The 13441-nt window shown below is 67.2% G+C and carries 12 protein-coding genes; 1 reads left to right on the top strand and 11 read right to left on the bottom strand.

The annotated features are described in order from the left end of the window. Positions 1-48: 48 nt before the first annotated feature. From ASE28_RS13525 to ASE28_RS13490, 10 genes are all read right to left on the bottom strand, one after another. Positions 49-1044: a two-component system response regulator gene (locus ASE28_RS13525; RefSeq protein WP_057266956.1), complete on the bottom strand. Its 996-nt coding sequence runs from the start codon at positions 1042-1044 to the stop codon at positions 49-51. Continuing rightward, the gene (locus tag ASE28_RS13520; protein ID WP_057266955.1) at positions 1041-4826 is read right to left on the bottom strand and encodes a PAS domain S-box protein; all 3786 of its coding nucleotides are present in this window, start codon (positions 4824-4826) and stop codon (positions 1041-1043) included. Before ASE28_RS13520 ends, ASE28_RS13525 begins: the two co-directional genes overlap by 4 nt. Before the next feature lie 234 nt (positions 4827-5060). Next, the gene (locus ASE28_RS13515) at positions 5061-6653 is read right to left on the bottom strand and encodes a polyamine aminopropyltransferase (protein ID WP_057266954.1); all 1593 of its coding nucleotides are present in this window, start codon (positions 6651-6653) and stop codon (positions 5061-5063) included. A 75-nt stretch (positions 6654-6728) separates the two neighbouring features. Continuing rightward, the gene (locus ASE28_RS33590; RefSeq protein WP_369818189.1) at positions 6729-7793 is read right to left on the bottom strand and encodes a TonB-dependent receptor; all 1065 of its coding nucleotides are present in this window, start codon (positions 7791-7793) and stop codon (positions 6729-6731) included. Between the two features lie 21 nt (positions 7794-7814). Next, a complete protein-coding gene (locus tag ASE28_RS33585) occupies positions 7815-8402 on the bottom strand; it encodes a hypothetical protein (RefSeq protein ID WP_369818170.1) in 588 nt (195 codons plus the stop codon). Beyond that, positions 8357-8611 (bottom strand): TonB-dependent receptor plug domain-containing protein, encoded by a 255-nt coding sequence (locus tag ASE28_RS33580; protein WP_369818169.1) that lies wholly within the window; start codon positions 8609-8611, stop codon positions 8357-8359. Before ASE28_RS33580 ends, ASE28_RS33585 begins: the two co-directional genes overlap by 46 nt. A gap of 269 nt (positions 8612-8880) precedes the next feature. Continuing rightward, the gene (locus ASE28_RS13505; protein ID WP_057266953.1) at positions 8881-9096 is read right to left on the bottom strand and encodes a hypothetical protein; all 216 of its coding nucleotides are present in this window, start codon (positions 9094-9096) and stop codon (positions 8881-8883) included. A 212-nt stretch (positions 9097-9308) separates the two neighbouring features. Then, positions 9309-9530, bottom strand: coding sequence for a DUF350 domain-containing protein (locus ASE28_RS13500; RefSeq protein WP_082604034.1), 222 nt, complete (start codon positions 9528-9530; stop codon positions 9309-9311). A 24-nt stretch (positions 9531-9554) separates the two neighbouring features. Then, positions 9555-11045 (bottom strand): DUF4178 domain-containing protein, encoded by a 1491-nt coding sequence (locus ASE28_RS13495; protein ID WP_057266952.1) that lies wholly within the window; start codon positions 11043-11045, stop codon positions 9555-9557. A gap of 102 nt (positions 11046-11147) precedes the next feature. Continuing rightward, complete coding sequence (locus tag ASE28_RS13490) at positions 11148-12194, bottom strand: SPFH domain-containing protein (RefSeq protein WP_057266951.1); 1047 nt, start codon at positions 12192-12194, stop codon at positions 11148-11150. Positions 12195-12447: 253 nt separating this feature from the next. Between ASE28_RS13490 and ASE28_RS13485 the strand changes: the two genes are divergently transcribed. Continuing rightward, positions 12448-12702: a DUF2061 domain-containing protein gene (locus ASE28_RS13485; protein WP_057266950.1), complete on the top strand. Its 255-nt coding sequence runs from the start codon at positions 12448-12450 to the stop codon at positions 12700-12702. Positions 12703-12786: 84 nt separating this feature from the next. Here the strand turns inward: ASE28_RS13485 and ASE28_RS13480 are convergent, their stop codons facing one another. After that, positions 12787-13341 (bottom strand): adenine phosphoribosyltransferase, encoded by a 555-nt coding sequence (locus ASE28_RS13480; RefSeq protein WP_057200544.1) that lies wholly within the window; start codon positions 13339-13341, stop codon positions 12787-12789. Positions 13342-13441 lie beyond the last annotated feature (100 nt).

The following is a 13441-nucleotide window of genomic DNA, read 5'->3' as shown; positions in this document are numbered from 1 at the left end:
GGGGCCGTACTCTACGTCACCCGCAAGCCAGTCCCCGGCAACGGGGGGTCAATCTTTCCAGCGCGCCTGGATCTCCAGCAGCCGGGGCAGCTGCGCGATGAACACCTCCACCATCCCAGGGTCGAAGTGCTTGCCCGCCTGGGCGCGCAGGTGGGCCAGGGTGTCCTCGATGCTCCAGGGCTCCTTGTAGGGCCGGCGCGCCGTCAGTGCATCGAACACGTCTGCCAGGGCGACGATCCGCGACTCCACCGGGATCGCCTCGCCTGCCAGGCCCTGCGGGTAGCCACTGCCGTCCCACTTCTCGTGGTGCGTGAGCGCAATGGAGTGGGCCAGGCGCAGCAAGCCTGCGGGGTGCTCGCCGATGATCTCGGCACCGATCTGCGGATGGCGGCGCATGGTGTCCCACTCGCCGGCATCGAGCGGGCCGGGCTTGCGCAGCACGGCATCGGGGATACCGATCTTGCCCACATCGTGCATGGGCGCGGCATTGAGCAGGTCTTCGGCCCAGGCGGGCGAGTGGCCCAGCGCCAGCGCCAACACATGGGCGAAGTGGCTCATGCGGATGACGTGCATGCCGGTCTCGTTGTCCTTGTACTCGGCGGCGCGGCCCAGGCGCTGCACGATCTGCAGCCGCGTTTCGCGCAGTTCCTCGGTGCGCACCAGCGACAGGTGCGTGCGCACGCGGGCGCGCACCACGGGGGCGCTCACGGGCTTGGTGATGTAGTCCACGCCGCCCACGTCGAAGCCACGCGCCTCGTCCTGCGCCTCGGTGAGCGCGGTGACGAAGATCACCGGTATGTTCGCGGTGGCGCGGTCGGCCTTGAGGGACTGGCACACGCTGTAGCCGTCCATCTGCGGCATCATCACGTCGAGCAGCACCAGGTCGGGCCGCTGCTGCTGGGCGATCTGCAGCGCGCGCGCCCCTTCGGTGGCGAACAGCAGGCGAAAGTCCTCCTGCAGGATGTGGCGCAGCACCTGCAGGTTGGTGGGTTCGTCGTCCACCAGCAGCAGGCGGGGGCGGTGGTCTTCCTGCACGGGCGTCATGCCATCTCCTGGGGGGGCGTGGGCGCCTGCAGATGCGCACGCAAGGCCAGCAGGCAGGCCCGCGCCTCGTCAAAATCGAAGCGATCCAGCGCTTCCTGCAGGCTGTTGAGACTGACGGCTGACAGCTCGCCCTCCAGCACCGCCAGCGGAGCATCGGCCAGCTCCCCTTGCGCCAGGGCTGCGACCAGGGCATCGATGGCGGCGAGAACACGGCTGCGCTCGGCGGGCGGCAGCGGCACCGGTGAGGAGGCCGTGCCCTGCAACTGGGCGTCAGGCGCCTGCGGATTGAGCAGGGCGACGCGCACCGCGTCGAGCGCGGTGGCCAGGGCCAGCAGCGCTGCCTGCACTGGAGCGGCATCGCGCGCGCGGGCCGCATGCTCGATCTGCCCGGCGAGCTGCTGCACCACGGGCAGCGCCAGATTGGCAGCGGCGCCACGCACGCGGTGGGCACGTGATTCCAGGCTTTCCCAATCGTCCGCCTGGTGCGCAGACAGCAGGCCCGCCAGCGCCACGCCGCTCTCCTGCATGAAGCGTTCGATGGCCTCTCGCAGGTAGCGCGCCTGGGTCCACAGCCGCACACCACGGTCCCACTCGATGGCGGCCGGCAACGGCGCCTGCGGTGGCCTCAGTGCGCGCATCCCCTGCAGCCCGTCGGGGGCCTCCAGGCTGCCAAAGGCACTGGTGACGGCAAACACCGGGTCAGCGCCATCTTCACGCACGCCGATCACGCGCGCGATCTCGGCCATGAGCCGCACCGGCTCGACCGGCTTGCTCGCAAAGCCATCCATGCCGGCGGCGCGGGCATTGCGGCGGTCCTGCTCCAGGACGCTGGCTGACAGTGCCACGATGGGCGTGGCCTTGCGCTGCCGGGCCTGCTCGAAGCTGCGCAGGTGGCGGGTGACCTCCAGCCCGTCCATGTCGGGCATCTGCAGATCCATGAGGATCACGTCGAAGCGTTCTGCCGCAAAGGCTTCCAGCGCCTGCGCGCCACTGCCTGCCGTGGTGATCTTGTGACCGCCGCGCTGCAGCGTGATCTGCAGCAGCTCCAGGTTGGCGGGCACGTCGTCCACGGCCAGCACACGCAGGCTGGGCAAGGGCGCGCGCAGCCAGTCCCGGGCCGATACACTGCCATCCACCGGGGCCTCGCCTGTGCGCAGCGGCAGGCGCACGGTGAAGGTGCTGCCGTGGCCCACGCGGCTTGCCACCGCGATGGCACCGCCCATGAGCTCCGCCAGCTGGCGGGCGATGGTGGTGCCCAGGCCCGTGCCGCCGTAGCGGCGCGTGGTGGAGGCATCGGCCTGCGCAAAGGGGTCGAAAATGCGTTCCACACCCGCCGCGTCGATACCGATGCCGGTGTCGGTCACTTCCAGCACCAGTTGCGCATTCACGCCCGACACGCGCAGGGTGACACGTCCTGCGTGGGTGAACTTGATCGCATTGCCCAGCAGGTTGAGCAGCACCTGCTGGATGCGAAAGGCATCGCCCTGCCAGTGCGTGGGCACCGCGCCAGGGTAGTCGAGCACCAGCTCCAGCCCCTTCTTGGCTGCGGTGATGCGCAGCGAGGCGAGGATCTGCTCGCACAGCTCGCGCAGGCTGAAGTCGGCCACTTCCAGCTCGACCGCGCCCTTTTCGAGCTTGGCGGTGTCCAGAATGTCGTTGAGCAGGCGCAGCATGGAGCGCGCCGCATGGTGCACCGTGCCCAGGTGGCGGCGCTGGGTGCTTTCGAGCGGGGTATCGAGCAGCGCCTCGGTGAAACCGATGATGGCGTTCATGGGCGTGCGGATCTCATGGCTCATGTTCGCCAGGAAGGTGCTGCGCGCCGCTGCCGCGTGCTCGGCTTGCTCCTTGGCCGCGCGCAGGTCGGTCTCCATGCGCCGGCGCGCGGTGAGGTCGGTGGCGAATTTGACGATCTTGAAGGCCCGCCCTTGGGCGTCGAAGATAGGGTTGTAGGTGGCCTGGATCCAGACCTCGCGCCCGTCTCGGCCCAGGCGCAGGTATTCTCCGGCATCGAACTCGCCCTGGCCCAGGCGCGCCCAGAAGGCCTGGTAGGCCTGGCTCTCGGCGTACTCCGGCGTGCAGAAGATGCGGTGGTGCTGCCCCTCGATTTCGGCGAGCGTATAGCCCATGAGGTCCAGGAAATTCCGGTTGGCGGTGAGTACCTTGCCCTTGAGGTCGAACTCGATCACCGCCTGCGACCGGCCGATGGCCGTGACCGTGCCCACGAACTCGGCGTTCTGTGCCTTGGACGCCGTCATGTCGGTGATCACGCCATCGATCCACCGGACTTCCCCCTGCGGCCCTGCGACGCCTCGGCCCGTTTCGGACACCCAGCGGATGCCGCCATGCCGCGTGTGCAGCCGGTACTCCAGCACATAGGATTCGCCGGCGTCCAGGGCGCGCGCCACCTGCTCGCCGATGCGTTCGGCATCGTCCTCGTGGATGATGCGGCCAAAGGAGATGCGGCTGTGCAGGAAATCCTCGGCCGGCCAACCGGTGAGGGCCTCGACCGCATCGCTGATGAACAGCATGGACCAGTCGGCGTCGTACCGGCAGCGAAACGCCACGCCCGGGATGTTGCGCACCAGCGAACGCAGTTGCTCCTCGCCGCGCCGGCGCTCCTGCTCGATGGCCCGGCGCTCGGTCAGATCGGTCAGAAACCCCACGAGCACCGGCGGCCCCGGCAGGTCCACGCGGCCGACCACCAGGCGCACGGGCACCAGGGCGCCGTCCTTGCGCACCACGTGGATTTCCTTGTCCTTGCCCACCTGGCGCGCTTCGCCCCGGGACAGGTCGCGCGGCAGGTAGCTGTGCGGCGTGTTGGCATAGGCGGGGTCCACCAGCATGCGCACCGGCTGGCCCACGGCTTCCTCGGCGGTCCAGCCGAGCATCCGCTGTGCCGAGCCGTTGAAGGACCGGATGGTGCCGTCCGAATCGGCCATGATGATGGCGTCCATGGCCGTCTCCACCACGGAACGCAGGCGCGATTCGCTCTGTTCGGATCTGCGCAGCAGCCAGCGGACCCGCAGGCCGATGTTGACGGTGGTGACCACCAGGCCCACCAGCACCGCCATCAGGGCGATGGCCAGGGCCATGTACCTGGCTTGCTCGGGTACTGGCCCCAGGAGATCGGGTCTGCCGGACACGCGCACGGCCGCGATGCTGATGTAGTGCATGCCGGCGATCGCCAGGCCCAGGACCAGGCCGCCGAGCAGCGTGCTCAGCCAGGGGCGGCGCGTCCAGGCGCGCTGCATGCCAAAACGCAGCCACAGCGCCAGGATGGCCATGCCCACCGCGAACACGAGGGAGGCCAGGAAGCCCACCACGTCGTAGCGGATCAGCGGCGCCGCATCGGATGCCGACATGCCGGCGTAGTGCATGACGCCGATTCCCACGCCCACCAAGGTACCACCCCAGGTGATGGAGCGGCGGGTGGGCTGCTCCAGGGTGAGCACGTGCAACGCGATCCACGAGGCCACCAGGCTGGGAAGAAACGACAGCGCCGTCACCCAGGGCTCGAAATGGCCACTGGCGCACAGGTCAAACGCCAGCATGCCCACGAAATGCATGGACCAGACGCCCCCGCCCAGCGCCACCGCCCCGGAAGCCACCGTGAGGTTGCGGCGCAAGCGGTCGGGTGCGCGCAAGGCCAGCGCTGCCAGGTGCAGCGCCATGAGGGAAGAGGCGATCGCGAGCGCGACCGACAGGGCCACCAGCCAGGGGTCGTGCCCCCAAAGGTTCTGTAGATCCCGCTCTGCGCCGACAACGAAGAATCTCTCGAGCATCGGGCGGACGAATGTAAGCGTTGGTTTCCATTTTGCCGGGAAGCCCGTGAGCGATTTACCCACGTGCCCGGTAACCCCCTCAACTCCCCGATTTGTTACATCCGCGCGGCATGGATGCAACAGCGCAGGCCCCTAACCCCAGGTCCCCACACCTGGCGCGGCCCAGGCCAGCGCCCCCGCGCAAGGGCCGCCCCGCCGCGCTGGGGGCGTCCCCCTCAGGGGGTTGTTCCGAATTCAGTGCGCAACCACCTTGCCCCATTCCCGCTCGTAGGTGTGCACCAGCGCCTGGTTGGACAGGCGGTTCACCTCGGCCGGCAGCCGCGCCATGTCGAGCGGAAAGTCGAACAGCAGGGGAAGCGTGCCCGCGCTCAGGAAGCGCAGGTCGGGCGGCAGTGCCTCGGGCATGCGCCAGGGCCGGCGGCTGGCCACCACGAAGCCCCACTCGCCGAAGCTGGGCACATGGGCATGGTAGGGCGCCGTCTGCAGGCCCACCGACTCAATCGTCTGTACCACGGTCCAGAAACTCTGGCGTGCCACCAGCGGCGAGGTGGTCTGCACCACGGCATAGCCGCTGGCTGCCAGGCGTTTGTCCAGCAGCGCATAGAAGCTGTTGGTGTAGAGCTTGCCGATGGAAAAATTGGTCGGGTCGGGGAAATCCACCACGATCACGTCGAACAGGTCATCCACGGCATCGCCGCCATCCGCATTGGCATCCTTGCCGTGCTGCAGCCACTGGAAGGCATCGGTGTTGACCACGTGCACCTTGGGCGAGCGCAGCGCCTCGCCATTGAGCCGGGCAAGCGTGGGGTTGTCGGTGAACAGGCGCGTCATGGCCGGGTCCAGTTCCACCAAGGTGACGGACTCGACCGAGGGGTACTTGAGGATCTCGCGCACGGCCATGCCGTCGCCACCGCCGAGCACGGCCACGCGCCGGGGCGCGCCGTGCGCGGCCATGGCCGGGTGCACCAGGGCCTCGTGGTAGCGGTACTCGTCGCGCTCGGCGAACTGCAGGTTGCCGTTGAGGTACAGGCGGTGGCCCAGCTTGCCGTTGGTGACGACGATGCGCTGGTAGGACGACGCGGTGCTGAAGACGATGCGGTCCTGGTAGAACTTGTCCTCGGCAAAGCTGGTGATGTGGTCCGCGCCGAGCAGGCCCGCGAACAGCAGCCCCATCACGGCGACGCAGGCGAAGGCATGCGCGCGCAGGCGGCGCAGTTCATCCCGGAACAACCACACCGCCCACAGCGCCACGGCAGCGTTCATGAGTCCGAACAGCAGCCCCGTGCGGATGAGCCCCAGGTGCGGCACCAGCAGCAGCGGAAAAGCCATGGACACGGCCAGCGCGCCCAGGTAGTCGAAGGTCAGCACCTGCGAGACCAGGTCCTTGAGCGCCACGTTGCGCCTCAAGATGCGCATGACCAGCGGAATCTCCAGCCCCACCAGCGTGCCCACCATGAACACCATGCCGTACAGCAGCAGCCGAAAGGCCCCCGGTGCGTAGGCGTTGGCCAAAAACAGCGTGGCCGGCAGCGCGCCGCCGATCAGCGCCACCAGCAACTCGATGCGCAAGAAGTGCGCCGGCAACTGCCGCTCGAAATAGCGCGACAGCCACGAACCCACGCCCATGGCGAACAGGTAGGTGCCGATGATGGTGGAGAACTGCAGCACCGAGTCGCCCAGCACATAGGACGCGAGGGCACCGGCCGCCAGCTCGTAGAGCAGGCCGCAGGCGGCCACGACGAACACGCTGGCCAGCAGCGCAACGTCGATGGGGCGTGCGCCCGATGGGGCGGAGGCGGAGGGGAGGGAGGTAGGGTTCGAGGACAAGCCGCTATTGTGCTGCGAATGGGAAAGGTGCAAGCCGAGGGCACCTTCCGGAAGTCCCCCGCCCCAAGGCCGGCGTCAGAACTGGTAGTTCACGCTGACCAGCAGGCTGCGCGGGGCGCCCGGCATGGCATCGCTGCGCCAGTATTCCTTGTCCAGCAGGTTGGAGATGGCGGCCGTCGCCGTCCATACGCCCTGGCGCCAGCCCACCAGCGCATCCCAGCGGGTATAGCCGGGCACGCGCGAGGTGTTGGCGGCGTTGAGCCAGCGGGCGCTGGTGTGCGTGGCGCCGATTTCCCCGTACCAGGGGCCTTGCGGCGCGTAGCGCACGAAGAAGTTGCCGTTGCGCAAGGCGGTGTCCACCAGGTACTTGCCCACCAGTGCGGGCTGCAGCTTGTCCTCGGTGACCTTGGCGCTGGTCACGCCCACGCCGCCGCGCACGTACCACGACGAGGCCACACGGCCTGCCGCGCTGAACTCGATGCCGCGCGAGCGCTCCTTGCCGCGCACGGCCCAGGTGAAGGGATCGTTGACCGCGTCGGGGCGGTAGCGGATGTTGGCGTGCTCGAGCTGGTACACCGACAGCTGGGTCGAGAGCGCGCCGTTCAGCCAGTCGCTCTTGACGCCCACCTCGACCTGGCGCGAGTGCTGGGGCTCGTCGTCGTAGACGGCGGTGGGCGCAACGTCCACGCTGATCATGCCGCGCCCGCCGTAGGGCGAGTAGCTCTTGTTCCACGAGGCGTACAGGCTGTGCTCGCGCACCGGCTGCCAGACCGCGCCCAGGCGCGGGCTCACCGAATCACCGTCGTAGCCACGGCCCACGTTGGTCAGCAGGTTGGTGCTGTTGAAGGTGAAGCGGTCATAGCGCAGGCCGGCCAGCAGCGTCCATTCGGGCGTGAGGCTGACCAGGTCCTGCACGTACAGGGCCTGGCCCTCGGCCTTGTGCAGGTTGTGCTGGGTCGGGTTGCCCTGCGCCGGCTTGGCGCCCCAGGCGATGGGCTGCAGCGGGTCGTAGCTGAAGGTGGACGCCGGCTGGCCGATGCGCGGGTGGCGCTTTTCCTCGCTGGCCTCGGCACCGACCAGCACCTCGTGCTGGATGCCGCCGGTGCTGAACTTGCCCGTCAGGTCGACGGTGTTGGACAGGGTCTCGTTGGCCGTCTGCTGTCAGGCGTAGTTCGGCCGCACCTGGCCGCGCCACGCGCAGGCGGCGCCTGCGGTGGTCTGGCCCGCCGTGTTGCAGTAGGTGCCGGCGAAGTAGTGGTCGAAGTCCTGGCTGGCCTCGCGCTTGCTGGCCACCCAGCGCACGCTCCAGGCGCTGTTGAAGTCGTACGACAGGTCCGAGCGCAGCACGCGCAGGCGGTCTTCCACCTGGTCATCCGGGTGGGCGAAGCCCTTGCGGATGGAGACACCGGGCGGCAGCTGGTCGTAGACCGGCCCCCGGTCGGGCACGCGCCAGATGTTGTCGTAGGTGTACTGGCCACTCCAGCGCAGGCCGGTGCGGGTATCGACCAGAATGCTGGGCGAGACCATCTCGTTCCGGTTGCGGATACCGCTGCGGAAGCTGTCGGCCTGCTCGCGGTCGGCCGTCAGGCGCACGGCCACGTGGTTGTTGATGACCTTGTTGATATCGAGCGTGCCGCCGTAGTTCTCCCACGAGCCGCCGCGCAAGGTGACGCTGCTCTTGGCATCGAAGCGGGCCTGCTTGCTCACCAGGTTGACGATGCCGCCGCCGCTGCTGCGGCCGTAGAGCACCGAGGCCGGGCCTTCAAGATCTCGATGCGCTCCACGTTGGCGGTGCTGCGGCGCACCTGGCCGGATTCGCGCACGCCGTCGCGGTAGATGTCGCCCGAGTCGGCGTTGAAGCCGCGGATCATCACGCCCTCGCCGCGCATGTCGTACTTGGTGTTCACGCCGGGCACGCCGTCGAGCATCACCGCAAGGTCGTTGATGCCATAGCTCATAGAGCCTGTTCAATGCCTTTTTGCAGCCGCGTTGGAGTGCAATCGGGATGAGTGGATGCTTCGGATGCGCCGCATGGGCTCGTGCCCATGCAAGCAGCCGGGGCGTCCAATCGCCCGATTTCACTCCAACCCGGAGGGCAAGTGCCTTTTCGGGCGGTCTGCGGCGTTGCGGCGCTTGCCAATAGCCGCGCTATTGGCTGCACCCCGCGCCTTGCATCCCATCCCGAAAAGGGGCTTGCGCGGCTTCAAAAAGACATTGAACAGGCTCTTTACTTGTTGACCTCCAGCGTGTCGATGGTCTGCGGGATGTCGCGCGGCGCCATGTAGGTCTTGGTGGCCGTGGTCACGCCCTCGGGGCGCACATCGTCGGCGTCGTATTGCGAGCCTGTGACCTGCACGGCAGGCAGTGCGGCATCGGCCTGGGCCAGGCCTGCTGCGCCGTGCCCAGTACGGCCAGCAGGCTGGCTGCTGCGGTGGCGGTCCAATGAAAACGGGCAGCCTTGTTGCTGCCCGCAGGGTGCTTGTGTGCCATGGGTACTCCAGATATTCGAACGTGCAGCCCCCTCCGGCCGCTACCGCTCACACGAAGTACACATTTTAATACAAACGATAATTATTCTTATTCAATTCTTGACACACCAAGGGACAAACGCGAGCAGGGCCCGTGAAAGCCCGTTGGAATCCGCCACCCCCTGCCTCAATGGATGGCGGCGGCGACGATGAGGCTGATGCCCAGGCACATGGCAGCCACCACGACGCCCAGCGCCACGTTCTGCTTCTCGACGATCTCGCCCCACAGGTCATAGGGCGTGATCTTGTCGACGACGATGAAACACACCCAGAAGATGACGACGCCGATCAGCGCGTACAGGATGGACCCGAGGAACGCCGCGGGCTTGAGCCATTCGATTCCCATCATGGTGGAAGCTCCTTGATAAATTGCTTACTTGTGTCCGCCGCCGCTGGAATAGCCGCCGAACGAGCCGCCCGAGCTGCGGTAGCCGCTGCCGGACGATCCGGAACAGTTGCTCAGCAGGATCAGCAGGATGATGATGACGATCGCGATGATGATGATGGTGCCGCAACCCAGGCCCGATTTGGCCACGAAGGGCCCCGGGTCGTCGCGCTGCAGCACATCCTTCTTGTCTTCGAGCTTGAAGGCCTTGACCACGGTGTCGCTGGCCAGCTTGTCGCCCGAGGACCAGGTCACCTCGTTGGGTGTCTGCTCCATCGACAGCAGGCCCTTGGCGCTGGCGAAGTCGCGGTTCGACGTTTTCTGGCCGCGCGTGACCTGCCAGTAGAACTCGCCGAGCACGTAGGTGGTCTCGGCCTCGTAGCTGTATTTGAGCTGGTAGGTGGTGCCCAGGTAGGTGGCACTGCGGCCGCTGGCGGCCATCTGCGGGGCGCCGGTGGTCGGGCGCACCATGCTCCAGCCGTCTTCGGCGTCCACCAGGAAGGCGAAGCCGCGCTTCTGGTTGTACAGCAGGTACTCGCTCCAGCCGAAGTGCTCGTCGTCGCCCGGCTCCACACCCATGCGGTGCTGGAAGCCCACCACCTGCCAGTGCACGCCCTGCAGCTGGCCCTTGCTGCCCAGCGGGATGATGGGGCGCACGGGCTCGTCCTGCTCGGTCGATTGCAGCTCGCCGCCCACGCCGCTGTCCAGCGAGATGATGCTGGCGCACGATCCGCAGGTGATGCTCTTGGTGGTCGACAGCTGCACCTGCACCGGCGCACCGCAGTGCGGGCAGTTGAACTGGCGACCCTTCTCGTCCTTGGCCGATTCTTCCTTGAGGCCGGTGAGCTTGAGGTCTTCGAGCAGCACGGCGCGGCCGCGCTCGAGGTGCGGCGGCGTGTGGCCGTAGTCGATGCTGAGCACCTCGCCATCGGCGCTGCGCAGCTCGACCATGTCGAAGGGCTGGCCCAGCGGCGGCAGCTTGGGCAGTTCGCCCTGGGCCGAGATCAGCGAGGCGCTGCCGCTGAAGGCGACGGAATACGACTTGCCGGCAATGGCGGTGGTGGCGCCGATGCGAAAGCGGCTGGCTTCGGGCAGCTCGCGCCCGGCCTCCATGGGCCGCGTGAAGACGTAGGCGCCGTTGTCCTCGCCCAGGCTGGCCAGGGTGCCGTCCTGCAGGAAGGCAGCCCATTCGGTCCAGACGCCGGCCTCGGTCTTGTACTGCAGCCGGCCGATGAGCGTGAAGGGGGTGTCCTTGCCGTCGAGCTCGATGCGTCCGCTGGCCATGAGCTGCAGCGGGCTGTGGTCGTCGAACAGCTCGGCCATCTTGCCCACGCGCTGCAGCACGTCACCGCTGCGCACCACGGTGCTCTGGCAGTAGCCGCATACGGCGTGCGTGGACTGCGCGCTGCGGAATTCAACCGGCGCGCCGCAGCCCGGGCAGGGCGCACGGTAGGAACGCTGTGTAGGGTCAGTGGCCATTCGGGCGGTGCCAATGGCGGCCGGGTGCGGCAATGCAGGGGCCCATCAGCCCGCTGCTGCCCGCACGCCAGGCGCCGGTAGCGAAGGTAGGTTGCGCCGGCCTCAGATCAGCTTCTTGAGCAGTTCGGACTTCTTGGCGTCGAACTCTTCCTGCGTGAGGATGCCCTTGGCCTTGAGTTCGCCGAGCTTCTCGAGCGTGGCCATCACGTCCTCGGGCTTCACACCGGAGGCTGCTGCCACGGCCGCTGCGGCAGGGGCAGCGGTGCCGCCGCCCTGCAGGCCCTGCTGCAGGTTCTGCGCCATCACCTGGCCCAGCGCCACGCCGGCACCCAGGCCCATGGCGTCGCCCGCAATGCCGCTGCCGCCACCGCTGTTCTCGGCAAACTTGGGGATGGCCTGGGCGGTCTGGTACTGCATGAACTTGGCCATGTCGTTGCCGACCATGCCCATGCCGATCTTCTGGTCCAGGATCTTCTGCAGCTCTTCGGGCAGCGAGACATTCTGCACCGTGAGGTTCTCGATCAGCAGGCCGAGCTTGGCGAACAGGGGGGCCAGCTCCTTGGTCAGCGCATCGGCGAACATGACCTGGTTGGCCGCCAGGTCCAGGAAGGGCAAACCGCTGCCGGCAATGGCGTTGCTGATGTTCTGCAGCACCAGGCCGCGCAGCTGGCCTTCGAGGTCGGCCACGGGATACGACTCGCGCGTGCCCGAGATTTCGGTGTGGAACAGCTTGGGGTCGGCAATGCGGAAGGCGTAGTTGCCGAAGGCGCGCAGGCGCACCGCACCGAAGTCCTTGTCACGGATGGTGATGGGCTGGGGCGTGCCCCACTTCTGGTCGATCTGCTGGCGCGTGCTGAAGAAGTAGACATCGCTCTTGAAAGGCGACTCGAAGAGCTTGTCCCAGTTCTTGAGGTAGGTCAGCACCGGCAGCGTCTGCGTGGTGAGCTTGTAGGTACCGGGGCCGAAGACGTCGGCCACCTTGCCTTCGTTGACGAAGATCGCCATCTGCGATTCGCGCACCACCAGCGTGCCACCGTTCTGGATTTCCATGCCGCTCATCGGGAAGCGCCATGCCAGCGTGCCGTCGCCTTCCTCCGTCCACTGGAGGACGTCGATGAACTGTTTCTTGATGAAGTCCATGAGGGCCATGTCTGCTCCCTAGTGCGTTGCCGCAGTTGAAAAGATGTCCATCATAGCAACGGGGTTGGCGCCGCCAAGGGCATTTTGTGTCCCCACTGCGCGACGGAATTAACGGGGGAGGCCGAAGACTTCCGCAGCCACTCACTTGATAGTTTCAATGACGCGATTAGCCACGCTCAATTGGAAATTGCTATTGATAATTCTTATCATTTCGTCATGCCTGTCCACCCCTTGCGCAGGCGCTGAACGAAAGGAATCCACCATGGCCCGCATCCGCCAACTCGCCCGCCAGAACCAGACCATGCTCAAGAAGACCGGCAGCTACTACCTGATCCACATCAGCGTGGCGGCCATGGTGGCCTATGCGGTCACGGGCAACCTCTGGGCCTCGCTCACGCTGAGCCTGCTGGAACCCACGGTGCAGGCCGTGGCTTTCTTCTTCCATGAGAAGGCCTGGGAGCGTGCGGCGCGCCGGCGTGCAGCCAGTGCGGCCGATGCCGTGCCTTCGCTCGCATGACCGCCATGCACCCGCCCTTTTTCGCCCAATGGCTGCATCAGGTTCTTGCAGCCTACGCACGGGGGCAGTGACGTGCTGCGGGGCTCAATGCCCTTCGAAATCGACGAGGGTGTAGAGCGGCAAGCCTGATTCCCTGAGCCGCTGCGAGCCGCCCAACTCGGGCAGGTCGACGATGGCCGCGCCCTCGATCACGGTGGCGCCCAGCTTCTCCAGCAGCCGCCGGCCGGCCATCATGGTGCCGCCCGTGGCGATCAGGTCGTCGATCAGCAGCACGCGGTCGCCGGGCTTGACGGCATCGGTGTGCAACTCCACCGTGGCGCTGCCGTATTCGAGCTCGTAGGTCTCCTCCACCGTGGTGAAGGGCAGCTTGCCCTTCTTGCGGATCGGCACGAAGCCCACGTTGAGTTCATAGGCCACCACGGCGCCCAGAATGAAGCCGCGCGCATCGAGCCCGGCCACCACATCGGGGCGCAGGGCCTTGTCCATGTAGCGGTGCACGAAGGCATCGATCAGCACGCGAAAGACCTTGGGGTCCTGCAGCAGCGGTGTGATGTCGCGGAACTGCACGCCGGGTGCCGGCCAGTCGGGCACGGTTCGGATGTGCTGGCGCAGGTACTGGTTGACGCTGAGGGGCTGCATGGGGTGTGGGGTGGATGGCACAAAGGCTGCGAGTGTAAACACCAGCCCCTGGGGTCGGCGGACCGCAAGCCCCGAATGCTGACCCATAATGGAACTAGGG

This window comes from Acidovorax sp. Root219 (assembly GCF_001428665.1).
In the GTDB taxonomy this organism is placed as follows: Bacteria; Pseudomonadota; Gammaproteobacteria; order Burkholderiales; family Burkholderiaceae_C; genus Acidovorax.
The sequence above is the reverse complement of the archived record's forward strand: the minus strand, read 5'-3'. Positions and strand labels throughout refer to the sequence as shown.